This window comes from Deltaproteobacteria bacterium, from assembly GCA_016183235.1.
In the GTDB taxonomy this organism is placed as follows: domain Bacteria; phylum UBA10199; class UBA10199; order DSSB01; family JACPFA01; genus JACPFA01.
This window is the reverse complement of sequence record JACPFA010000026.1, coordinates 140495-162644: the sequence shown is the minus strand read 5'-3', so window position 1 is coordinate 162644 and position 22150 is coordinate 140495. Positions and strand designations below refer to the sequence as shown.

19 protein-coding genes are annotated in these 22150 nt (G+C 46.5%); 7 read left to right on the top strand and 12 right to left on the bottom strand.

All coding sequences use genetic code 11. The features are described from left to right. Nucleotides 1-201 precede the first annotated feature (201 nt). Complete coding sequence (locus HYU97_06690; protein MBI2336433.1) at nucleotides 202-1107, top strand: RluA family pseudouridine synthase; 906 nt, start codon at nucleotides 202-204, stop codon at nucleotides 1105-1107. Nucleotides 1108-1654: 547 nt separating this feature from the next. On the opposite strand, the gene HYU97_06685 is transcribed toward HYU97_06690, so the two are convergent. Both HYU97_06685 and HYU97_06680 read right to left on the bottom strand, forming a co-directional pair. Then, entirely contained in the window at nucleotides 1655-2215 is a 561-nt protein-coding gene (locus HYU97_06685; protein ID MBI2336432.1) for a hypothetical protein, read from the bottom strand. A gap of 1 nt (nucleotide 2216) precedes the next feature. Further along, entirely contained in the window at nucleotides 2217-3524 is a 1308-nt protein-coding gene (locus HYU97_06680) for a methyltransferase domain-containing protein (protein MBI2336431.1), read from the bottom strand. Between the two features lie 444 nt (nucleotides 3525-3968). Between HYU97_06680 and HYU97_06675 the strand changes: the two genes are divergently transcribed. The 5 genes from HYU97_06675 (at nucleotide 3969) to metG (ending at nucleotide 10172) form a co-directional block, all read left to right on the top strand. Further along, entirely contained in the window at nucleotides 3969-5153 is a 1185-nt protein-coding gene (locus HYU97_06675; protein MBI2336430.1) for an outer membrane beta-barrel protein, read from the top strand. A 443-nt stretch (nucleotides 5154-5596) separates the two neighbouring features. Further along, nucleotides 5597-6712 carry an outer membrane beta-barrel protein gene (locus HYU97_06670; protein ID MBI2336429.1) on the top strand — a complete coding sequence of 372 codons (1116 nt, stop codon included), beginning with the start codon at nucleotides 5597-5599 and terminating at the stop codon, nucleotides 6710-6712. Between the two features lie 250 nt (nucleotides 6713-6962). Beyond that, nucleotides 6963-7601 carry a dTMP kinase gene (locus tag HYU97_06665; GenBank protein MBI2336428.1) on the top strand — a complete coding sequence of 213 codons (639 nt, stop codon included), beginning with the start codon at nucleotides 6963-6965 and terminating at the stop codon, nucleotides 7599-7601. A 133-nt stretch (nucleotides 7602-7734) separates the two neighbouring features. Further along, nucleotides 7735-8625, top strand: a complete 891-nt coding sequence (gene holB, locus HYU97_06660; protein ID MBI2336427.1) for a DNA polymerase III subunit delta' — start codon at nucleotides 7735-7737, stop codon at nucleotides 8623-8625. Continuing rightward, nucleotides 8622-10172 carry a methionine--tRNA ligase gene (gene metG / locus HYU97_06655; protein MBI2336426.1) on the top strand — a complete coding sequence of 517 codons (1551 nt, stop codon included), beginning with the start codon at nucleotides 8622-8624 and terminating at the stop codon, nucleotides 10170-10172. Before holB ends, metG begins: the two co-directional genes overlap by 4 nt. On the opposite strand, the gene HYU97_06650 is transcribed toward metG, so the two are convergent. The 3 genes from HYU97_06650 to HYU97_06640 form a co-directional block, all read right to left on the bottom strand. Next, nucleotides 10169-11380, bottom strand: a complete 1212-nt coding sequence (locus tag HYU97_06650) for an endo alpha-1,4 polygalactosaminidase (protein ID MBI2336425.1) — start codon at nucleotides 11378-11380, stop codon at nucleotides 10169-10171. The two genes, metG and HYU97_06650, sit on opposite strands and share 4 nt — an antisense overlap. Nucleotides 11381-11825: 445 nt before the next feature. Continuing rightward, nucleotides 11826-12479, bottom strand: coding sequence for a hypothetical protein (locus tag HYU97_06645; GenBank protein MBI2336424.1), 654 nt, complete (start codon nucleotides 12477-12479; stop codon nucleotides 11826-11828). Further along, complete coding sequence (locus tag HYU97_06640; protein ID MBI2336423.1) at nucleotides 12476-12862, bottom strand: hypothetical protein; 387 nt, start codon at nucleotides 12860-12862, stop codon at nucleotides 12476-12478. Before HYU97_06640 ends, HYU97_06645 begins: the two co-directional genes overlap by 4 nt. 381 nt (nucleotides 12863-13243) lie before the next feature. Here HYU97_06640 and HYU97_06635 point away from each other — a divergent pair, with 381 nt between their 5' ends. Next, nucleotides 13244-13984 carry a hypothetical protein gene (locus HYU97_06635; GenBank protein ID MBI2336422.1) on the top strand — a complete coding sequence of 247 codons (741 nt, stop codon included), beginning with the start codon at nucleotides 13244-13246 and terminating at the stop codon, nucleotides 13982-13984. On the opposite strand, the gene HYU97_06630 is transcribed toward HYU97_06635, so the two are convergent. The 7 genes from HYU97_06630 to HYU97_06600 form a co-directional block, all read right to left on the bottom strand. Next, nucleotides 13985-14851 (bottom strand): hypothetical protein, encoded by an 867-nt coding sequence (locus HYU97_06630; protein ID MBI2336421.1) that lies wholly within the window; start codon nucleotides 14849-14851, stop codon nucleotides 13985-13987. After that, a complete protein-coding gene (locus HYU97_06625) occupies nucleotides 14848-16239 on the bottom strand; it encodes an NADH-quinone oxidoreductase subunit N (protein MBI2336420.1) in 1392 nt (463 codons plus the stop codon). The genes HYU97_06630 and HYU97_06625 overlap by 4 nt, the downstream gene beginning before the upstream one ends. Nucleotides 16240-16370: 131 nt before the next feature. Continuing rightward, nucleotides 16371-17966, bottom strand: a complete 1596-nt coding sequence (locus tag HYU97_06620; GenBank protein MBI2336419.1) for an NADH-quinone oxidoreductase subunit M — start codon at nucleotides 17964-17966, stop codon at nucleotides 16371-16373. A gap of 15 nt (nucleotides 17967-17981) precedes the next feature. Continuing rightward, complete coding sequence (nuoL, locus tag HYU97_06615) at nucleotides 17982-19943, bottom strand: NADH-quinone oxidoreductase subunit L (protein ID MBI2336418.1); 1962 nt, start codon at nucleotides 19941-19943, stop codon at nucleotides 17982-17984. Between the two features lie 88 nt (nucleotides 19944-20031). After that, complete coding sequence (nuoK, locus tag HYU97_06610; GenBank protein ID MBI2336417.1) at nucleotides 20032-20346, bottom strand: NADH-quinone oxidoreductase subunit NuoK; 315 nt, start codon at nucleotides 20344-20346, stop codon at nucleotides 20032-20034. Beyond that, a complete protein-coding gene (locus tag HYU97_06605) occupies nucleotides 20346-20843 on the bottom strand; it encodes an NADH-quinone oxidoreductase subunit J (protein ID MBI2336416.1) in 498 nt (165 codons plus the stop codon). The genes nuoK and HYU97_06605 overlap by 1 nt, the downstream gene beginning before the upstream one ends. A gap of 45 nt (nucleotides 20844-20888) precedes the next feature. After that, on the bottom strand, nucleotides 20889-22139 hold the full coding sequence (locus HYU97_06600; protein ID MBI2336415.1) for an NADH-quinone oxidoreductase subunit H: 1251 nt from the start codon (nucleotides 22137-22139) through the stop codon (nucleotides 20889-20891). Nucleotides 22140-22150: the final 11 nt, after the last annotated feature.

Sequence of the window (22150 nt, the reverse complement as noted above, 5' to 3'; positions counted from 1 at the left end):
TCTGTCATTGCGAGGCCAACAGAGGCCTTCTGTCATTGCGAGCCCGAGGTCCCTCTGTCATTGCGAGCCCAGCAGGGCGAAGCAATCTCTCTGTGTCTAACCGGTGAGATTGCCACGCCCAGAGCCTGTCCTGAGGCTTTGCGAAGGAGGCTCGCAATGACAGAAGGCCCCGCCCTGAGTTCGCAATGACATAAAGTATTTATGCAAAAACTTACCGTGACTCCTAAAGACGATAGCAAAAGGATCGACCTTTTTCTAAAAGAAAAACTCGCGATTAGCCGCAAACAAGCCAAAAGCCTGCTCGATGCCGGCCGGGTTTTTTTAAAAAAGAAAAAAATCTTGATGGCCGGATGGCAAGTTCAAACCGATAACGTCTTTGAAATCTTTGCCCCCAACGAAACCATCGAAAAAAAATCTCCGAGTCGCAAAAGATTTTTGAAAATTTATTATGAAGATGCCGACCTCTTGGTGGTTGAAAAGCCCGCAGGGGTGGCTTGTGAGCGCACTGCCCAAACCACTAGCTCAACCTTAGTGGATGACATCAACGACTACCTTAAACGGCAATCGGGTAGCCCACATAACTATTTGGGTTTAATGCACCGGCTCGATAAGGGCACAAGCGGGCTCATGGTTTATACCAAAAGCAAACGGGCCAATGCCCTCTCGCAACAATTTAAAAACCACTCTATTGAGCGACAATATTTAGCCCTCGTGCACGGCCGCATGGGCAAAGCCGAAGGCCGTATTCAAGTCCCTATTTTAAAAGACCCCACCAACCCGCGCCGCCAAATCACGGCTTCTAAAAATCAACCGGGCCTCCCCTCGGCCATTACCGATTATCAGGTCGTCGAACGTTATCCAAACGCAACACTCATCGAAGCCACCCTCCAAACCGGCCGCACCCACCAAGTGCGCGTGCATCTTGCCTCCCTGGGCCACCCCATCATAGGCGATCGCGTTTATGGTCAAGACGACGGCCTCAACCGCCACGCCCTCCACGCCAACTTTTTAGCCTTCCACCACCCCGTCTCCAAAAAACCCATGAAGTTCAATTCCCCCCTCCCCCCCGACCTAAAAGCCCTAATCGACCAACTGCGTAGTTACTAACCAGTCGGCTGTATGGGCCACAGCTTACTTCGGTTTATGGGCTGCGGCTTGCGTCAGATTTCACAAAAAGTGCTCAGCCCTTCGCTACCGCTCAGGGCAGGCTCCGCACTATGGCTACGCCTCCGCGCTTTTTGCTCATCTTCCTTGTCTCGCTCCATAACCCTCGCAATCTGTAGCCCATACAGCCAACTGGTTAGTAGAATTTTTCTTAAAATATTTGTAGAGAAGTCTTTTCAAGGTAGGGAGAGGTCAAGGGAGAGCCTTTTAGCGCTAAAGGTCGGCTCCTTCGCAAGGCCTCAGGACAGGCTCCGGAGGGCCTCTGTCATTGCGAGCCCAACGGGCGAAGCAATCTCACCGGTTAAACCGAGGAGATTGCTTCGTCGCAAACTCCTCGCAATGACAGAGGACCTCATAGGCCGACCGGGCGCGGGCTCTCACTTGGCCTCTCCCTACCTTGAAAAGACGTGGCGTTAATTGCAGATGAATGGCAGAATAAAAAGGAAGATTGCCACGCTCGCAAACGATGCTCGCTCGCAATGACATGAAATTACTTAACGACAACTTCGCGCGTGGTATTGGTCACCACCGTCACGGTGTCTTTGACCTTCCAATTTTTCCCCCGCACTTCCACATCATAAGTCCCCGAAGGTAACGTGCAAACTGCATTAGGCTTGCATTGGCCAACTGACGCCCCTCCATTGGCCCGATAAATTTCCACCTTGGCATCATCGATCGCACTTACTTTAACATTACCATAGCCCACAATGATCACATCGCTACGTTCGGTGGAAAGTACTTTGGTCTTGCGTTGCTCGGAGTTGTTCTGCAACTGCACTTGAATTTGATAGTCTCCCACCGGCACATGCATCACTTCGCCGGACTTTAAAGAATATTGTTTGCCAGTGCCCACATGGGTTGCGGTAATTTTATCGGAATCGGGCAGAGGTGTGGTCACACTCAAAAAACCCAAATTGCGATTTTCTTTGGGGGCATAGGGGTCAAGGGCATAACTCGTAGTGGCCAATAATAACAACACCATAACTGTCATTACCCGACTTGATCCCCCGGTCAAGCCGTGGGACGTAACCCATTGAATAATATTTTTCATATCAGGTCCTCCTCGTTTTTTTTCTTATGGCCCCATCTTTTCCCAAACGCAAGAGTTGATCCACCCAGTAGGGCTGATTTTTTAAACCTGGCACCTCAACCCAATCCCCCCGATAAATACGCCCTAAATCCTCATTTTCCTCACTTTGGTCTTTATCGAGCCTACTCACCCGAGTCAACCCCGCAGCGTTGCAAACCAATACCTCCGTTTTACCGCGGGTTTTCATTTGATTACTAACGACCAAGGCTTCTGTGTCATTGCGAGGCAAGTCGGGGCGTTCTGTCATTGCGAGCCTTTTATTCTCTGTCATTGCGAACCCAGCAGGGTGAAGCAATCTCTTCTGTTTAAGCGATGGGATTGCCGCGCCCTGCTGGGCTCGCAATGACAGAGGGCCAGAGGACCTCGCAATGACAGAAGGCCTCTGCTGACCTCGCAATGACAGATGATGGTTCGCAAGGATAAGATAACTCACCTTCAAAAACCGATTGTCATTCCCCACGATTCGATCCACCTGTTTTAAATAAGCCGGTTCTTGCCATGGCACGTAAAAATGGCACCAATCTCCGCGGGTGGCCGCCAACATGGGGCAGGGTTTGTTATGCAGGCAAGGGGCCAAGGCCTGCCAGCCATAGCCATGCTCTTTTAATAATTGATCCCGCACTTGCATTAAATCTCGGGTGGTTTGGCGCAAGGCGGGTTCAATCAAAACCAACAAACCATTTTCTTCCAAATTAGCTTCTAATACCCTAAGCACAAATTTTAATTTAAGCGCTGGAGTTTTGAATTCGTTGAGCACGTGGGACAAAAGAATTAAATGAAACCTTCCCTTAACCCGCACTTCTTGCAAGTTCCCACGGACGGTGTGAAGGGTGGGGGTCGCAGGCTTGGCCAAGCCCTGCAGCAGCTGTCTTGCATCTTGCAGAGCTTGCGGCGACCAATCCACGCAGGTTATATCTTCAATCGTATATCCATAATTTCTGGCCCAGTGGAGTGCGGCCAATCCTGCACTGCCCGGCCCCGAACCTAAATCCAAAACTTTTAAATGTTTGGGCAACACCTCTGCAGCAGGGATTTGGTTCAAAACAAAGGCCGTTTTTGCAAAATTGATGGGCAAAAAATAAAGCAAATACCCCGAACGCAATTTAGGTTGGTTATAATAATGATGCGGTATGTCCCCCCGCTCTTCCGTAAACCAAGTGGAAAGCGGCCCCACCCCACTGGCAAAATAGTCCAAGGATTTATTGCCAAAGGTTTCTTTTAGGTACGATTTTAAAAGGGGTTCCAATGTTTCTGGAAAATATAGATTCATAGAAATCGACTTGTCATTGTTTCGACCCTGCCATTGCGAGGCCAGCGGGGACTCTCTGTCATTGCGAACCCAGCAGGGTGAAGCAATCTCTTCTGCCTCACCGGTGAGATTGCTTCGGGCTGTTGCCCTCGCAATGACAGAGGGTCCCTGCTGGGTTCGCAATGACAGACCGTTCAAAATTTTCCTTGCTTTAACGCGCCGCATTACATAGACCTTTGCCAGCTCTTTGGCAACCCGTAGGTACCAGGTTTTACTGATAGTTTTTGTACAAAACATTTGCTTGACGAAGTGGATTTGCTAAATTACACTGGCGTCAGCTTTGGTAGACCTACTTGTACCTGGGGTGACCTAAAGCAACGTAAAGCCACAATTTAGTTTTAAACGCAACCTTCGTTTGGGAGGTCGTTTTTTAATCTTTCTTACATTAATAAAGGAGAGAACCCAATGAAGAAAATGAAGAAAGTCGCACTGTTTGCTGCACTCGTTGTAGCGCTTGCGCCAAGTGCCAGCTTCGCTGAAGAAGGTGGGCTTGAAATTAGCGGTGCCATCGACACCTTGATCGGTTGGCAGAAAGATGATGCCAATGTAGCGGGCAATTTTAGCTGCCCTAACGGGTTTGCTACCCCAGCAGGCCAAGCCTGTAATTCAGCTGCCGATGCCGGGGCTGGTACGGGCCAACTAGGTGACCTGCGTGGTGTAGCTACTGCGAGTCGTGACACCTTTAACTTCTACGTCGATACGGTCGAAGTCGATCTTTCTAAGACCTTTGGCGAAAACATCCGCATCCGTGCTGACCTTGATTTCCAAGGCCCAGGGACCGGTGGTGCTGGCTCGGCTGGGGCATTTGCCCTTGAACAGGGTTATGTAACCGCTAACATTCCTGTCGGTAATGGCTTGGAATTATTGGTGGGTCGTTTCAATATCCCCATGGGTGTTGAATCGGTTGATCGTCAAGACAACATCGCGGTGTCTTTCTCAAACGTCTATCGCTTCTTAAGGCCACACAACGTCACAGGTGCCAAACTCTATTATGCCTTTAATGACATGATCGATTTGCATGTGTACGCGGTTAACAACCTAAAAGACACGATTTCCAGCGCTGCAGGGACTGAGTCTGCCTTTCCCGGTGCGGGTCTTCGTTTAGGTTTTAACTGGGGCGAAGAAGGCCAAGAAAGCAGCATTGGTTTGTCTGGTGCTGGTTCGTCTGAAGTCACTACCCACAACAAGCATTTCTCGTTTATGGGTGACTTAGATGTAACCTGGGCTATCAACGATAGCTTCACCTTGGCTGGCGAATTCATTTATCGTCAAGACAATCGCTTTCCTGCCGACGGTTTTGCGGGTACTAAAAACCACAAAGCCATGGCCGGGACCCTACTCGCTGCTTATAATTTCAGCGATGCTTGGGGTGGATATGTCCGCGGTGGTTGGTTGCATGATATTAACCCACCTGCGGTTTACACCGGTACCGATCAACAAATCATCGATTGGTCGGCTGGTTTCAGCTACCAAATCGCTGACAGTGCCAAGTTAAAGATTGAATATCGCGGTGACTGGTCCTTGTTTGCTGGTGCCGCCACCAACAGCTTGGTACACGGTGCTGCTGCTGAATTCGCTTATCACTTCTAGTTTATTAGCTTAATCGAGCGGAAACACTAAGAGGCCCGGGTTGAGTCGAAAGATTCACCCGGGCTTTTTCTTTACATCGCCTTTCATAATTGCCTTTACTCTGCGTTGAAAACAAAATTGCATCCTCGACGTACAGCTAGCTTGGATCAAGAGCTTATACGCTTAAATAGTTTGCCTTCAGCCACTGGCTGAAGTTTGCCTATTACGCGAGTACGCCTCCGGATGCAATTTTGTTTCCGCCTTGATTAAAGGCAATTCTAAAAGGCTATCTGGTTTCTTAACCAATTGATTCTTAAATATTAATTTATATGATTTAGGTCAGTTTTTCGCTTGCATGTTTTTTTTAAACAAGTATATTCCGGCTCAAGTTTATCAGTGCCCTTAGCCTCAACCCTTGCCACGGGTTTTAGTGCACACCCTTCATAATTAAAAAGGAGAGAACAATGAAATGGAGATATCTTATATTGGCCCTTTTCGCCGTGGGTTTTGTCAGCTCGACTACCCAAGCCGAAGAAGGTCTTGAACTCGGTGGTAATGTAACCACCTTCTTTGGTTGGCAGAAAAACGATTCTAATGCCCTTGGAACCACCATTGGTGCCATTCCTGAACGCGGCGTTGGGACTGCCAATCGCGACACCTTCAACTTTTATCTTGATGAAGTTGAACTCAACTTACAAAAATCTTGGGGCGATAAGGTTCGAATTCGCGCCGATTTAGACTTTGGTTCGGCAGCCCTGGGTTCCAACTTTTCAGACTTTGCAGCCGCTACCGCCTTTGTGCTCGAACAAGGTTATATTGGCTTTAACATCCTCGATGCCGAAATCATCGTGGGGCGTTTCAATGTTCCCATCGGTGTTTATTCCGTTGACCGCATCAACAACGTCACCATTTCTTACCCAACGGTGTTTGGTTTGTTACCCTCCAATGGAACGGGTGTTAAATTGTTCTGGGGCATCAACGATTCTTTCGACATGCAACTCTATGTGGTTAACAACATCGCTGATACCGTCAGCACGGCAGCCGGCGGCGGACTTGGTGGGATAATTCCCTCTGGTGGTTTCCGTTTGGGTTACAACTGGGGTGATGAAGATCACCGAAGTACGGTTGGTTTGAGTGGTTATGCCGGTGGTCAATTACCCGCCTTGATGAAACACCTCACCTTCATGGGTGACATTGATTTAAGTTGGTATGTCACTGAGCAACTCTTAATCCAGGCCGAAGGCGCTTATCGCCAAGACAACAAAGTTGGGGCTGGTAAAAACAACAAGGCCTATTCTGGTTTCCTCACCCTCGACTACCTCATCAATGATTCCTGGGATGTTTATGGTAGCTATGGTTACATCCATGATTGGGAAGGTAACTTGAGTGCGGCTGGGGCCGGTGGATTCTACACGGGGGCCGATCAACAGGTTCACAGTGGCACGGTCGGAGTTGGCTACAACATCACCGATGGTGCAAAGTTCCGCCTTGAATATCGTTTAGATTATCAATTGCCCGCTGGTGCTGCAAGTAATGCGTTAACCCATGCAGCCGTGGGTTCTTTCTCCTACGCTTTCTAAGCTCATTGTCATCCTCCGACTTGATCGGAGGATCCATAATAAGCTTCCAAAAAAGGCCGGTGGCAAAACCATCGGCCTTTTTTATTTGTCGTATATGGATCCCGGGTCAAGCCCGGGATGACGCAATGCCGTCATCCCGGACGAGCCTGCCCCGGACTTGATCCGGGGATCCGGGATCCATGATGCCGAAGCAATCTCTCCCCATAACAGAAGGCTTGTCCAAATATGTTCATTTGCGATAGGTTAGACTATGACTCAGCGAGGTTATTTCGTCACCTTTGAAGGCATTGAAGGTTGTGGCAAAACGACTCAAATTCATCTACTCGAAAAATTTTTGCTCCAACAAAAACATGAAGTCGTTTGCACCCGCGAACCAGGCGGCACAGCGGTGGCCGATCAAATTCGCCATGTCTTACTTGACCCCAATAACCAAATCGACCCCATGACCGAGCTTTTACTTTATGAGGCCTGTCGCAGCGAGCATGTGGTAAAAGTGATTGAGCCGGCATTGCAAGCCGGTAAAATTGTACTCTGCGACCGTTTTAGCGACTCGACCATTGCCTACCAAGGTTATGCCCGAGGCCATGCTTTCAACAAGCTTGAACAATTGGCCCACTTAAGTCACCGCGATCTCAAACCTGATTTAACTATCCTGCTTGATTGTCCGGTTGATCAGGGCCTGAGCCGTGCCCAAGAACGCAATGTTAGCCAAGACAGTCGTGAAGACCGTTTTGAAAAAGAAGCGCTTGGCTTTCATGAAAAAGTGCGCCAGGGGTTTTTAAAAATTGCTAAACAAGAACCCACTCGCGTGATTGTGTTTGATGCGTTACAACCCCAAGCAGAACTTGCGAAGAAAATTCGAGAAGTTGTGATGTCGAAATTAAAATAACTGTCATCCTGAGGCATGTGATTTTGTCATTGCGAGCCCAACGGGCGTGGCAATCTCACCGGTTAAACAGAAGAGATTGCTTCACCCCTCAAGGGGTTCGCAATGACAGAAACGATGCTATTTCGGATTGCCTATGTTTCTCGGACATACAAAAATTTGGCAAAACCTCACTGAGCGGATCCGTGCGGGCACCTATCCTAATGCCAGCCTTTTCCTTGGCCCCGAAGGCATTGGCAAATCATTGGTCGCTAAAAGCTTAGCCCAATTGTTACTTTGCCATAGCCCGCAAAATAATGAGGCCTGTAGTCATTGCCCAGCCTGTCAAAAATTTAAACTGCACCAACACCCCGATTTTTTTACTGCCGAACGGGAAGGCCAGTTCATTAAAATCGATACGATTCGTCAGTGGATGCCGCATTTAAAATTCTCCCCCTATGAAGGGAGGGCTCGAATCTTTTTTTTACCCGATGCCCATGCCATGAACTTATCGGCGGCTAACGCTTTGTTAAAAATTTTAGAAGAACCACCCGCCCATCACTATTTTATCCTCACCACCCATGCCACGCATCGTTTACCCACGACCATCCTCTCGCGTTGCCAAAAAATTTACTTTTCCCCTTTAAGCGCCCAAGAGATCGAACAAATTTTTTCGCAAACCACTTCTAATGAACCCCTGCCAAAGTTTCCAAAATCATGGCTTGCCTTGGGGAGCCCGGGGCTTATTTTAAGCTGGTTAGCCAATACTAAATTTTTGCAACATCCTATTTGGAAAGATTTTTTTAATCATCCTGAAACGATAAAGTGGAAAGAACTGATAGATTTTTGCACCCTATTTAAAAGTTGTGAACACCCACAAAGTTTTTACCAATGGTTACTTTTTAATTTATCCCAAATTTTAAAAGAACGCCGCTGCTTTGCCTTGATGGATTTTTCTGAAAAGATCACTCGCGTGCAACGCTTGGCAGGCGTTAATTTAAATCCTATGCTCACTATGGAATATTTGTTATCGTCGATAAAAGTATGAATAGATTTTACATCACCACCGCCATTGACTACCCCAATAGCCTGCCACATTTGGGGACGGCCTATGAAAAAATTGGGGCCGATGTGTTGGCTCGTTACCATCGCATGTTGGGTGACTCGGTTCACTTTCAAATGGGAAACGATGAGCATTCGGTCAAGGTCAAGAAAGCAGCCCTCGAATTAAACCTAGACCCCAAGGCCTATTGCGACAGCATGAAAGAAAAGTTTATTGCCACCTGGAAAAATTTAGGGGTTAGCTTTGACGATTTCATTCAAACCTCCGAACCCCGCAATAAAACTGCAACCCTCAAACTCTTTACCCTGTTGCAAAAAAAAGGCGATGTTTACAAAGGCTCGTATGAAGGTTGGTATTGTGAAGGTTGTGAGGCCTTTTATTTAGATAAAGATTTGGTGGATGGCTTGTGCCCTGCCCACAAAGCCAAACCAAAATGGCTTAAAGAAGATAATTATTTTTTCAAACTTTCTCATTATGCCGATTCTATTAAGCAACATATTTTGGCGCACCCTCATTTTATTTTACCCGAAATTCGCCGTAACGAAATTGTTGCCTTTATTGAACAAGGGGTCGAAGACATTTCGATTAGCCGCTCGGGCAGTGATTGGGGCGTGCCTGTGCCCGGCGATGAAAAACAATTCATTTATGTGTGGTTTGACGCCCTGGTCAATTATTTAGCAGCCGTTAAATTTGGCGAAAAAGACGATCACCTTTTTAAAACCCTGTGGCCAGCCGATATTCATGTGATTGGCAAAGATATCACGCGTTTTCACTGCATCATTTGGCCAGCCATGCTCATGAGTGCAGGGTTGCCTTTACCTAAAACTATTTTTGGGCACGGCTTTGTTTACCTAAAAGGGGAGCGCATGAGTAAAACCTTAGGGAACATCGTTAGCCCTATGGAAATTGTCGAAAAATATGGGCCCGATGCCTTGCGCTATTATTTATTGCGTGAATCGAGTTTTGGCGCAGACAGCAATTTCACCTGGGAAGGTTTTATTAAACGTTACAATAGTGATCTAGCCAACGATTTAGGGAATTTGCTCAATCGCACCTTAGGCATGGCTAAAAAATATTTTGATGGCTTGATTGAAAATGGTCGCGCTGAAACCGAAAACCTTGATTATGATTTACTACACCGTCATGGGCTAGAAGCGGGAAAACGCATTCATGAACTTATGGATTATCAAAATGGGGATTTAAATTTTCACCAAGCCTTAGCTAGTCTTTGGCAATTTATTTCGCAATGCGACAAATATATTAATGACATGGCACCTTGGAGTTTAAAAAAACAGGGCAAAGCAGAACGGCTAAAAGACTTTACGGTTACATTAGTTCTAGCCCTAAGACTGATTGCCACCTATATAAGGCCCTTTTTACCCCACACCTCCGATAAAATCTTTGCCCAACTTAAATTCCCGGTCCCACATAACTTTGAGGAAGTAGAAACCTTTTCTAACATCAAACTCCCCCACCAGCTGGGCGAGGCCTCACCCTTATTTCCACGGATTGAACTCGAAGCCAAAACCTAAAAACAGTCTTGGCTCCAAGCATCCATGGTACCCGATTCTTTTTTCGTAAAGCTAAAACTCATCGCGTTAGCCTGAGGGCAGAATTGCTCGTTGGGAGTATTGTATTCGATCCCAAACACGGCCTTGTTCGCCTCGATGAAATCAGACAAAACATCACACTCGTGATATTCAAAGCACTGCTCGTTGATGGCAAAATCAAAATAGGGCAATAGATCTTTGATTTGCTCAAGATCGTTTTTAAGCCCCACCGCAAGATTTCGCTTGTGGGCCTCTTCGGCTAAAAACTTATTGTAAGTGATTTGATCTTGGTAATGCAGTGCAAAGCCCGTGCTGTCATCGTAGCCCGACACATTATCGGGATCAATACCATCGCAGCCTTTTTGCAGGGCCAAATCCATGCGCTTTTTCATGATGGGGCCTAGAATATCGAGCTTACTGATATCTAAATAGAGTTCGCCTTCCCAACCATTGCTCAAACCCTTCACACTTTCGGGAAAGTCCCCCGCATCCGGGCGCCAATCCTCCCAAGAACCGGCACTAAAATAGCAGATCACCTTCACCCCCCGATTTTTTAAATAGGCTATTTCTTCGGTCTTATAATCCCACAAATCAATGTCATACATGGCTACTTGACGCTCAAGATCCAAATCACCTTGAAATTGAATATGCCACGTGGTCTTAGGTTTGGGCTGCCACCAAGAGGGGCTGTTCTTGATAAGGTCATTGATAATGTCCCAGTGTGGGGGTTTCAATTCCCAAGGTTGAATGAGCGGGCCAAGGTCTTTGATATTTTTGGCCCCCAGGGGATTTTTAAAATCAAAGTTTTTAATCCAATCAACCAATGAGCCATTCCCAGAAGGAGGCACGACTGGGGTGGGAGTAGGAACAGCCGTGGACGTAGGTGTGGGGGTTGGAGAAATTTTGGGAGTTGCGGTCGCAGGCGGTGGAGTGGGGGTTGGGGTTACCGTCGGTGTCGATGTGGGTATAGTACTTGGAGTTGGTGTAGCCGTAGGCACGCAATTGACAAAAACCCCCGGGGCACAGTCTGGCAAACCCGTGTCAGAGCCTGTATCGCCAGAAGTTGTAGCTGTATCGGTTGTTTTTTTAGGAGTTTCGTCTTTAGGGATTGTCTCATCCCCTAGCGGCACATTATTTTCACCACCGCAACCAACGAGTAAAAGAAAAATCACCAACCATTTTGCCTTCATGATGCCCCCCGACATTTTAAATTAAAGGTTATTGTAATGCTTCAGTCTTGCAGGGAGAGCGCTTGGGTTATTTCGTCAGCCGCGCTCCATCGGCGACCCTCATGGGGCTAGCCGGCACGGAAGCCTTCCGGTATAACCGGCTTTCCATGCCGGCTAGCCCGCATGGGGGCCCCGCCGCTTCCGCGATGGCTTCCTCAACAACCCAAGCGCTCTCCCTGCAAGACTGAAGCATTACAGATCATTGGAATAAGCCATAGTATTTTAACTTTTTAATAGTATGTTTTCTGTCATCCTCGCGAAAGCGGGGATCCAGTTCTGTAAGTAGGGTTAAGCGCTGGATCCCCGCCTTCGCGGGGATGACAGCCTATTTAAAAGTTAAAACACTACAGCGCTTTTAGCTCGGCTGGATGAAAAATAGGTTGCGTCGAAAAACAGTACTAGCTAATTACAATTGATGAAGCATGATGGCCTGGGCCATAGCATAAGCGCGGCGAATGACTTCCTTCCAATCGGTATAAGGGGCTTTAAGTGCTTTGTAATGGCCTAAGTTTGTCGCGGAGAGATCCCAGGGTTTGGGTTCGGCTAATTGAAGAGCTAGCTGTTGACTGATGGAATTTCCCTCTTTTTGAGGATAGAGGCGATCTAAAGGACCCAAAGCTTGTAAGGCTTGGGTGGTGCCCATTTGATCAAAAAGAGCTAAAAAATCGATGAAATCCCGGGTGGTATTACGCCGTACAATCAAGTAAGCCTTGATGCGAAGCATCTCTTCTACCGTCGGAATTCTTAACCCTCGCACTAGGGTTGTCTCAAGGGGGGCTGCTCGAATGAGTTGCCTTAAGCCTGTTCTTACTCCCTGAAAATGCCCAAGGATGAGCACGGGCGGCTCTAACCTTTTAGTGTGCCATCCTGCCTCTTTTTCTACGGCTTGAAGAATGTTTGCAAACCGTTTTTTCAAATCGGAAACGACATAATCGGCATCTGCCGTCTCACCCACTAAAATACATTCAGGGAAATGGGATTGAAAGATCATTTGCGCTGAAAGCAACTTTTCCCATTCAGGAAGTTTAGCTAGAGACTTTTTACTGGATTTTTTATTCATACAGAAACTTCCCCTTGGACTCGCTTTAAAAGCCCTTCCCACAAGGGAGTAATGCCGTAAATTTTTGTTGAGGCCAAAACTTTTTTTAAGGCTAATGCCGCGGGCCCAAAAGGTTGGTCGTATAACTGACGATACAACTCTCGCCAAGCCTCTAAGGAACCTTCTGAAAGTATCTCTTCAAGATAAACTGGGTTATTCCACTCAAGTTTGGAAAGCCGAACGCTAGGTGGAAGTAAGTGAGCTTTTTTACCCCAACGGGCATGAGCCCCTTGCACCGCAATGGCCCGACGACGTTCAGCCGAAAGCTGACGCGCTCGGATCTTTCCCCCTTGTTTACCCCAGTTTTGAAAAATCAGCTTAGTTGGTTTAAAAACCTTTGCCATATCTCATCATATGCTTACCCCCTAAGCATAGTCAATATTTAAAAACAGAACAAGTTTAAAAAGGCCCTACAAATTTTCATCTACTAAAAATCACCTGCACATGCACTTAACGCCACCGTTGTCATTCCCGCGAAAGCGGGAATCCAGAGGTGTTTGAAAAGACTGGATCCCTGCCGGAGTTTACTCCTGCGTAGGCAGGGGCAGGGATGACAAGAAAAAGCGCGCGGCGTCAAGTGCATATGCGGGAAAAATCACATATAAATATGCATATTAGTTCTATTTTTATTCATAAAAGCCAAAATTTTTATATAATAGGCAACAAAAATGCCCATTGCCCGATAATTCTTTGTCAAATGGGGTAATCGCTTTAAGGAGTTTTTTATGGGATGGCTAGATAGTCTTTTTGATTCTGCAAGTTTTAATCGATCCTACGTTATGACTGACATTAATGGAGATGGGTTAAAAGATTTAGTTGTGGGTCCTAAATTTGAACTTGATCCGACCCCTGGGACCAATCTTTCATATTTTATCCAAACAAAAGAGGGCGAATATGTCCCATTACGGGATGCTCCAGAGTTTAGAGTTAAAAGACAAGATGGTACTGTGGCCATTTTTAGAAATGGGACTCCCCTTGGTGGAGAAGGTGGCTATAAAGATAATGTTATAAAAGGTTTTTATCTTACAAGAGAATCAAAATTGTTGACTGTTTTGTGTGCTACCGAAGAATATAGTGACGTTAGGGTTTGTCATGCAGGTCGCTACAAGACTTACCCGAAGGATGGAGAGACTCGTTCTCTAGAGCTAATTCCATTACAATTGATAGGTATCCTAAGTAACCCGCCCGAGGTTGATGAGCCTAACTTGGTACTCGGTGGTTGCCTTACCTTCCCCGTCGGCTTCGACTGCACCGGCACAACAGATGAAGAGGGAAATTTTAAAGAACAACCTTGTGGTTGTGAACTGGTTAAGCTTGATGCATGGGAAGGGGAACCTATTAAATCTCAAGAAGAATACGAGCCTGAACCTGTTATCACCTGTGTGCCGCCTTTGCCCTATGACTTGCCACCCCCCACAGAACCTGAACGTCGCATTGCTCGTCGCCATCGATCAACCAGCCAATGATTAACTAAAATCAAAGGGGTCTTTTTTCTTGGTTGAATCAGCGGGTTCGTTGGGTTCATCGGGTCCAGGCTCGGGGGCTTCGTCATTTATGTCTTCCCAATCTTCTAGCAGCTCGTCTTCTAGCTCAGGCAGGTCTTGATTTTTAAGCTCGGCTTTGAAGGCTTCGTCATCTGCCATTTCAAAGGCAACGGGGGCCTTGCCACGTGTCTGAGATGGCGGCGGTGGAGGGGGTGGGGTGGGGCGCCGTGGGGCACCAAAACCATAGCGGTTCACCGGCACATGGGCCGCATTGCTATCGACCACATTAATCCGTTGGCCCGTTTGTTGTTCCCATTTGCGCAGGGCCTTTTCTAAAACCGGTTGATTGATCGACCACAGCATTTGGTCTTCGCCATCTAAGATGGTGGTGGAAAACAAATTATAGGTGATGGAGAATGATTGAAAGCCCGATTCATCGGGCCCACCCCAAACAATAAATGTGCAAGGCTCTTTGATTTGCAATCGCACCGGATCGTCGGGCCGATTCTTGGTGCGTAAAAAACCCACAATATTGAGATTAAGGCGAATGGTCCATAGGTGCTGTTTGAGGCCTTTCATCACCAGCATGAGCTCGTCTAAAAAAGTTTGTTGATCGAGGTTTTGGCGTTTGACTTGTTTGGTCGCGTTGTAAGTTATAATTTCCATCGAATCAGGAACCACGAGCCCAAAAAACGACCGCAAAAAATTAAACACCTGTTCAAAAAACCAAATATTGGTTTCTTCAGGTTTCATGCGAGTAAAATTGAGATTAGAACTGAAGCCCCAGGAGCCAACCACCTCGTTGCGATTGGCCTGCATTTCCAAATATTCATCTAAATTTTTGATCATAGGTTAGTTGCCATGAAAGCCATATTGGTTAACACCAAATATTGGGAAGGTTTTATTCCCAAATACAATATGCTTAAGGCTAACATAGCCACTAAGGTGAGAGCCAGGGGATTTATCCAGGTGATGGTGACCTTGTCACCAGTTTTAAAATACATGGCCACAATGGGGGCCACATAATAATAAAAAGAAATCGCGCTAGTAAGAACGGCCACTACCACCAACGAAACATGGCCCATCATCACCGCCTGTTTGAACAAATAAAATTTACCCACAAAACCCACGGTGGGGGGCAGACCGGCCAACGAAAAAAGAAAAATCGCCAAAAGCCCAGCTACAAAAGGTTTGCGGCTTGCTAAGCCGGCTAAGTCATTCAGCTCAACGGCCTCTTCAGATCCTTTGGCGAGCGTACTTAAAATCGCAAAAGTTCCCAAGGTCATGAGGCAATAGGTTAAGAGATAAAAAAGGATGGGGCCAACATCTCCAGCCGCCTGCCCCTGCAATTGACTTAAATAGGCCACCACGCCTAACAGTAAATAACCTGCATGGCCAATCGAAGAATAGGCCAAGATGCGTTTGAGATTGGTTTGGCGTAAGGCCGCCAAGTTACCTACAATCATGGTGGCAAGGCTTAAGAGGGTGACCAAACGAATCGAAGGAACGGGAAAAAGATTGAAGGTGTATTGCAAGACGCGAAGCAGGGCCCCAAAGGCCGCTACCTTAACCCCGGTGGCCATAAACCCGGTGATGGGATAAGGCGCCCCGGTGTAAACATCGGGGGTCCAAAAATGGAACGGCACCGCCCCTACTTTAAAAGCAAAGCCCAAGATCAACAGCACAATGCCCAATTTCAAATATAAATCAAAAGGCTTCACTAACGTCACGCCCAATGAACCTTGCACCGAAAGGCTATTGGTAGCCCCATAAAACAGGGCGATCCCCAATAATAAAAAACTACTGGCGGCCGACCCCAAGACAAAATATTTTAAAGCCCCTTCACTTGAAATAAAGGCCTGCCGTTGCACGCCCACCAGCACGTAAAGCGAAAGACTCATCACCTCAAGGGCGATAAACAAAGTTAATAAATGAGTGGTCATCACCATGAGGCACATGCCCACGGCTGAAAATAAAAGTAGCGAAAAGATTTCGCCAATGCGTTCTTCTTGTCGTTTAAAATAAGAAATGGCGAGCATGCTAATCACCGCACCCACTAAACAAATAACGATGGCCAAAAAACTCCCGTAAGGATCGACGATGAGAAAAGAGGTGCTCGCTTGCGTAAAATTCGTTAAATGACCAGCAAAACCAAACAAAGCGCCCAAAAACAGTGCGGTGGTAATATAACCACAAACTTCAATGCGAATCAGGGCTTTGAGAAAGGCCAAAAACATTATCAAAAGACCCCCCGCGGCCAACAACCACACGGGCCAGAATGACTTCAGTATGCTTAACACTTGTATATTATCGATATAATGTTCAGTTAACATAAAATTATTTACTGAAGTCATTGCGAACCCAGTATTTACTCTGTCATTGCGAACCCAGCAGGGTGAAGCAATCTCTTCTGTTTAACCGGGGAGATTGCCACGCCCTGCTGGGCTCGCAATGACAGAGTGCCTCGCAATGACACCTTTTTTGAAACTTGCACCCCTCGATAGGTTTTCATTTGTAAAAGCAAGCTTTGGCTAGCCACGTCGACTTTATCGAGGAAAAATTTAGGCTGTACTCCCATCCAAAAAATTAAAACCACCAAAGGTGCCATGACAAAAATTTCTTTCCACTTCAAATCGGTCAACGTTGCCAATTTGGGATTTCGCATTTCACCAAAAAACACTCGCTCGACCATCCATAACATGTAAACCGCCGAGAGCACCACGCCAGTAGAACCCACAATGGTTAGCCAAGGCAAACTAGCATAAGCCCCCGACAAAATTAAAAATTCACCGATAAAACCATTGGTGCCCGGCAAGGCGATGCTTGAAAAAGTCACGATCATAAAGATGACGGTAAAAATGGGTACTTGTTTGGCAATGCCACCATAATCTTTGATTTCACGGGTATGAGTTCGATCGTAAATCATGCCTACCAACAAAAACAAGGCCCCCGTGCTAATCCCATGGTTGAGCATTTGATAAACTGCACCGTTAATGGCGTGAGGAGAAAGCGACATCAACCCCAACATCACAAACCCCAAATGAGACACCGAAGAATAGGCCACCAGTTTTTTAATATCTTTTTGCACCATGGCCACCAAAGCACCATAAACAATACCGATCACGGCTAACAGCGCCAGCAAGGATTGCGATTTAAGCAAGGCCTCGGGGAAGAGCGGCATGGCAAAGCGCACAAAGCCATAGGTCCCCATCTTTAGTAAAATACCAGCCAAGATAACACTTCCGGCCGTTGGCGCCTGCACATGGGCATCGGGGAGCCAGGTATGTAAGGGCACCATGGGAACCTTAATCGCAAAAGAAAGGGCAAAGGCGGCAAAAAGCCACAGTTGTTCGGTAAGATTTAATTCGAGGTTGTACCATTGGCTCAATTCAAAGGTTTGGCCGGCTTTAAAATAAAGATATAAAATGGCCACCAACATCAAAACACTACCCACTAGGGTAAAAATAAAAAACTTGATGGCCGCATAAATTTTTTCTTTGCCGCCCCAAATGCCAATGAGAAAATACATGGGGATGAGCATGGCTTCCCAAAAAATATAAAAAAGAAACACATCAAGGGCCACCAGTGCCCCCAACATGCCACACTCCAAAACCAACATGAAAAAATAATATTCTTTTTCGCGCTGCTGAATGGAACCGGTAGAAAAAACGACCGACAGAAAACTTAAAATCGTGGTTAAAAGAACAAGCCAAAGGCTAAACCCATCAACACCCAGCTTATATTGAATACCTAAGCTTGGGATCCAACTCATGGTTTCAGAAAAACGAAAACCTGCAGCGCCGCTATCATGGTACCAAAGGTGCAGCGACACTACAAAAGTTACCAAGGTGCCGAGGGTGGCAATGTATTTTGACCAACTACCTTTGAGGAGGAGGCCAAGCGCTGCAAAAGCTAGCGGTAAAAAAACCACCACGGTTAAAATATGTTCATTGAACCACAACATAAAATTACTCTCAATTTAAACCAATGCCCAAGTTAACAACCCGATCAAGGCAACAAAAAAGTAAAGGACATAAGCATTCACCGAACCGTTTTGAAAACGATTCACCAAACCGCCCCCTACTTGGGTAAAAAACGCTAGCCCTTTAATAAACAGGGTGTCGATGATGCCCTGGTCACAAAATTTTGCTAATACATACTGACTGACGCTTTTGATGGGTTGGATAATCAAAGCATTATAAATTTCATCGATAAAATATTTTTCGCGTAGCAACGCATACACCCATTTGAGTTTTTGTGCACAGTTTTGTGGCCAAGCTGGTTTTTTAAGATAGATATAAATCGCCAAACCCACAAACAAAGCACCCCACAGGGCAGAGATGAAGGCCAGCTCGATTTCTAAGCTATGCACATTGTGCCCCTCGAGGCTGGTTTCGCCAACCCCAAAAGGTAACCAAGCTTGCCAATAATTATGCAGCCCCAAACCATGACCCAAGGCATCGGGAATACCTACCCAGCCCCCAACCACTGAAAGCAAGGCCAACACCACCAAAACACTTTGCATACTAAAGGGGACTTTTTGCACGTGAGCTGCATGATGATGCCCGTGATGTTCGAGGCTAGACTTACCCAAAAAGGTTAGGGCCACCAGCCGAAACATATAAAAAGCGGTAAACCCAGCGGCAATAAAGGCTACGGTATAAAGATAACGATGACCGGTAACATAGGTTTGAAAAAGGATCTCATCTTTAGAGAAAAACCCAGCCAGCGGTGGAATACCTGCAATGGCTAAACTGGCAATGGTAAACGTAACAAAAACCACGGGGAGTTTCGATTTAAGGCCACCCATCTTTTGAATATCTTGTTCATGATGCAGGGCATGAATCACTGCACCCGCGCCCAAAAAGAGACAGGCCTTAAAAAAAGCATGAGTCATTAAATGAAAAATCGCGGCCCCATAGGCCCCCACGCCTACTCCCAACACCATGTAACCCAATTGACTCACCGTTGAATAGGCCAAGACTTTTTTAATATCGTTTTGCACTAACCCGATGGTCGCTGCAAACAAGGCGGTGGCGGCCCCCACCGTGGCAATGAGCTGCATGGTATAAGGTGCCAGGTCGTAATTGAATAAGAAAAAAAGCCTTACCATCATGTAAACGCCAGCAGTCACCATGGTAGCTGCATGAATGAGAGCTGAAACCGGGGTGGGACCAGCCATGGCATCGGGCAACCAAACATAAAGGGGAATTTGGGCGGATTTTCCCGTGGCGCCTAAGAACAAACAAAAAGTGACCCAGCCTGCCACGGGGGCTAATTGCTCGACATGTTGCATCAGATAATTAAAACTCAAAATATTTTCGCCGGCACTCACACTCATTCCCAATTGCCCCAAAATTAAAAAGAGTCCGATGAGAAAACCAAAGTCGCCAATCCGATTCACCACAAAGGCCTTTTTACCCGCCGCGGCTTTGTCAGCATCGGTAAAATAAAACCCAATCAATAAATAAGAACAAAGCCCTACCCCCTCCCACCCTACAAATAAAAAGAGTAGATTATCGGCCAACACCAGCACCAACATGGAAAATAAAAAGAGGTTTAAATAACAATAGTAGCGAGCAAAACCCGCATCCCCGTGCATGTAACCCCGAGAATAAAAATGAATTAGCGTGCCCACGCCCGTTACCACCAACACCATAACCACGGAAAGCCGATCGAGCAAAAGACTAGCACTGACTGAAAAAGGCCCGGATACGACCCAATCAAAAAGATGTTCTTGGGTGGGTGCTAGTTGACCATTCAACAAAAATGGTAACGATGCCTTGACGGCAATAAGAAAAGATAAAAATGGGAAAAGCACCCCCACTATAGCAATCAATAACTCAGGCAAAGGGCGTTTGGTTACGGAGGCCTTCACGGCAAAGGCGCCGTTCAACAACGATCCTAGGAGAGGCAATAATAAAATGACTGCTAAATCCACTTATTCCTCACTATTACTCTATAGTTACCTTCAAATACTGGATCCCGTCCCCCGACTTGATCGGGGGATCAAGTCGGGGGATGACCCGCTATGAGCGGGTCACCCTATCTCTCAAATCCATAAACATATGGGTTTGCACCGAGGCACGTTTGCGAAACAAAGCAATCACAATGGCTAAGCCAACGCCTGCCTCGGCTGCTGCCAACACAATGACAAAAAAAGCAGCCATTTGCCCTTCAACCCCCTGATGCAGACGGCTAAAGGCCACCAGGGCGATATTCACCGCGTTAAGCATGATCTCGACCCCCATCAACATAATGAGCAAATTGCGCCGCAGGCTCAAAACGGCAAAACCCAAGATAAAAAGAATAAATGACAAAACGAGGTAATGGTTGAGTGTGATCAAGGTTTTAAACTCCTCTTGGCCAAAATGATGGCACCTAAAATAGCGACCGTAAGCAAAATAGAGGTTAATTCAAAGGCCACTAAATATTCGGTAAACAAGGCCTTGCCTACAAATTTAATCGTGCCAAACTCTAAAACATTAAGCCCTTGAAACCGAGTGGGCTCTTTTAAAACCAAGGCCGTTAAAGCGAAACTGCTGATCACCAACAAGGCGACCAAAAATTTAAACGGCCCGGTAACCCCCTGCTCTACTAATTCTTCGGCTTTTAGATTGAGCAACATGATCACAAAAACAAACAAAACCATGATGGCCCCGGCATAGACCAACACTTGAATCGCTGCCAGGAAAGGCGCATCGAGCATAATGTAGAGCCCAGCAATATTGAAAAGTGCCAACACCAAAGCAATGGCACAATGAACCGGATTTTTAGCCGACAAAATTAATAAGGCGGCTAAAATTGAAACAATTGAAAAAAAGTAAAATAAAATTAGCATAATATAGTGGATCCTCAGGTCTTAGCCCGGGATGACATGTTGAACTTACCTCAGTAAAAGTTTTATCGCTGCATAAACAAAAATATTGGCCAAGGCGGCTGGCAACATGAGTTTCCAACCTAAACGCATGACTTGATCATAACGAAACCGCGGCAAGGTCCAACGAACCCAAATAAAGATCCAACAAAAAATTAAAATTTTAATAAAATAAGTGCTGAACTGCAGGGCCGCTACCATGATTTGAGCCTGGAGTTGGCTTAAAACAAGGGGGGCTTGCGTTACTACAAAAATAGCTAAGGCCATCCCTGACAAAATCAATAAAGTAGCTAAGCGCGCCTTTTCGCGATCCCTGGAGTCGCCCCATTTTATTTTGGTGCGGCGTTTGTAAAGGTGCCAACCCAAGGCTATAAAAGCAACCGCGGTCGCTAACAGCACAAAATACAACACCGAGCCCGCATGCATGCGCAACCATGTGGTAGAAGCAAAAGGAATCTGCCAACCACCAAAAAATAGCGCCACAATAATCGCGCTGCCAATCACAATGTGAGCATATTCGGCCATAAAAAAGAGGGCGAATTTCATCGAGCTATATTCGACGTGAAAACCCGCTACGATCTCGGCCTCGCCTTCGGGCAGGTCAAAAGGTAAGCGACTGGTTTCGGCAAAGACTGCGGTGATAAAGGTAAGGGCCGCAATGGGTTGAAGGATAATATTCCAATGCCAAGGTTTAACCCCCTGTTCGGCAATAATACCGGAAAGTTCAAAGGTCCCGGAAAATAAGACGACGCTCACCACCGAAAGACCCATCGAGATTTCGTAACTAATCATTTGGGCCGACGAACGTAAGCCCCCCAATAAGGCATATTTGTTGTTTGACGCCCACCCCGCCAGCATCACGCCATAAACAGAAAGCGAACCAATGGCAAATATATACAAAAGGCCAATATTTAAATCGGCGGCCTGCATGGTAAAAGCCTGGCCATTGACATGGAGGGTATCGGCAAAGGGAATGACCGCAAAGGTCATGCAGGCTACGGCCATCGTAATCATGGGTGCCATGGTGTAAAAAATGCGATTCACGTGCGCCGGGGTAATATCTTCTTTGGTGAGAAGTTTAACCACATCTGCAAAACTATGAATCAGGCCACCTAATCGAAACCCTGCAATGCTCGCCCGATTGGGGCCTCGACGATCTTGAATATAAGCCGCACCTTTACGTTCGAGCCATATCAAAAAGGGGAGCAGGTTCATGATCGCCGCAAAGGGAACTAAAATTTTGATAATAGCTAATAACATATTATTCTCTC

What these genes read in the sequence shown, in the direction of transcription:
- HYU97_06690 (MBI2336433.1), top strand. Translation starts at nt 202, where the DNA reads ATGCAAAAACTTACCGTGACTCCTAAAGACGATAGCAAAAGGATCGAC.
- HYU97_06685 (MBI2336432.1), bottom strand. Translation starts at nt 2,215, where the DNA reads ATGAAAAATATTATTCAATGGGTTACGTCCCACGGCTTGACCGGGGGA.
- HYU97_06680 (MBI2336431.1), bottom strand. Translation starts at nt 3,524, where the DNA reads ATGAATCTATATTTTCCAGAAACATTGGAACCCCTTTTAAAATCGTAC.
- HYU97_06675 (MBI2336430.1), top strand. Translation starts at nt 3,969, where the DNA reads ATGAAGAAAATGAAGAAAGTCGCACTGTTTGCTGCACTCGTTGTAGCG.
- HYU97_06670 (MBI2336429.1), top strand. Translation starts at nt 5,597, where the DNA reads ATGAAATGGAGATATCTTATATTGGCCCTTTTCGCCGTGGGTTTTGTC.
- HYU97_06665 (MBI2336428.1), top strand. Translation starts at nt 6,963, where the DNA reads ATGACTCAGCGAGGTTATTTCGTCACCTTTGAAGGCATTGAAGGTTGT.
- holB (MBI2336427.1), top strand. Translation starts at nt 7,735, where the DNA reads ATGTTTCTCGGACATACAAAAATTTGGCAAAACCTCACTGAGCGGATC.
- metG (MBI2336426.1), top strand. Translation starts at nt 8,622, where the DNA reads ATGAATAGATTTTACATCACCACCGCCATTGACTACCCCAATAGCCTG.
- HYU97_06650 (MBI2336425.1), bottom strand. Translation starts at nt 11,380, where the DNA reads ATGAAGGCAAAATGGTTGGTGATTTTTCTTTTACTCGTTGGTTGCGGT.
- HYU97_06645 (MBI2336424.1), bottom strand. Translation starts at nt 12,479, where the DNA reads ATGAATAAAAAATCCAGTAAAAAGTCTCTAGCTAAACTTCCTGAATGG.
- HYU97_06640 (MBI2336423.1), bottom strand. Translation starts at nt 12,862, where the DNA reads ATGGCAAAGGTTTTTAAACCAACTAAGCTGATTTTTCAAAACTGGGGT.
- HYU97_06635 (MBI2336422.1), top strand. Translation starts at nt 13,244, where the DNA reads ATGGGATGGCTAGATAGTCTTTTTGATTCTGCAAGTTTTAATCGATCC.
- HYU97_06630 (MBI2336421.1), bottom strand. Translation starts at nt 14,851, where the DNA reads ATGATCAAAAATTTAGATGAATATTTGGAAATGCAGGCCAATCGCAAC.
- HYU97_06625 (MBI2336420.1), bottom strand. Translation starts at nt 16,239, where the DNA reads ATGTTTTTGGCCTTTCTCAAAGCCCTGATTCGCATTGAAGTTTGTGGT.
- HYU97_06620 (MBI2336419.1), bottom strand. Translation starts at nt 17,966, where the DNA reads ATGTTGTGGTTCAATGAACATATTTTAACCGTGGTGGTTTTTTTACCG.
- HYU97_06605 (MBI2336416.1), bottom strand. Translation starts at nt 20,843, where the DNA reads ATGCTAATTTTATTTTACTTTTTTTCAATTGTTTCAATTTTAGCCGCC.
- HYU97_06600 (MBI2336415.1), bottom strand. Translation starts at nt 22,139, where the DNA reads ATGTTATTAGCTATTATCAAAATTTTAGTTCCCTTTGCGGCGATCATG.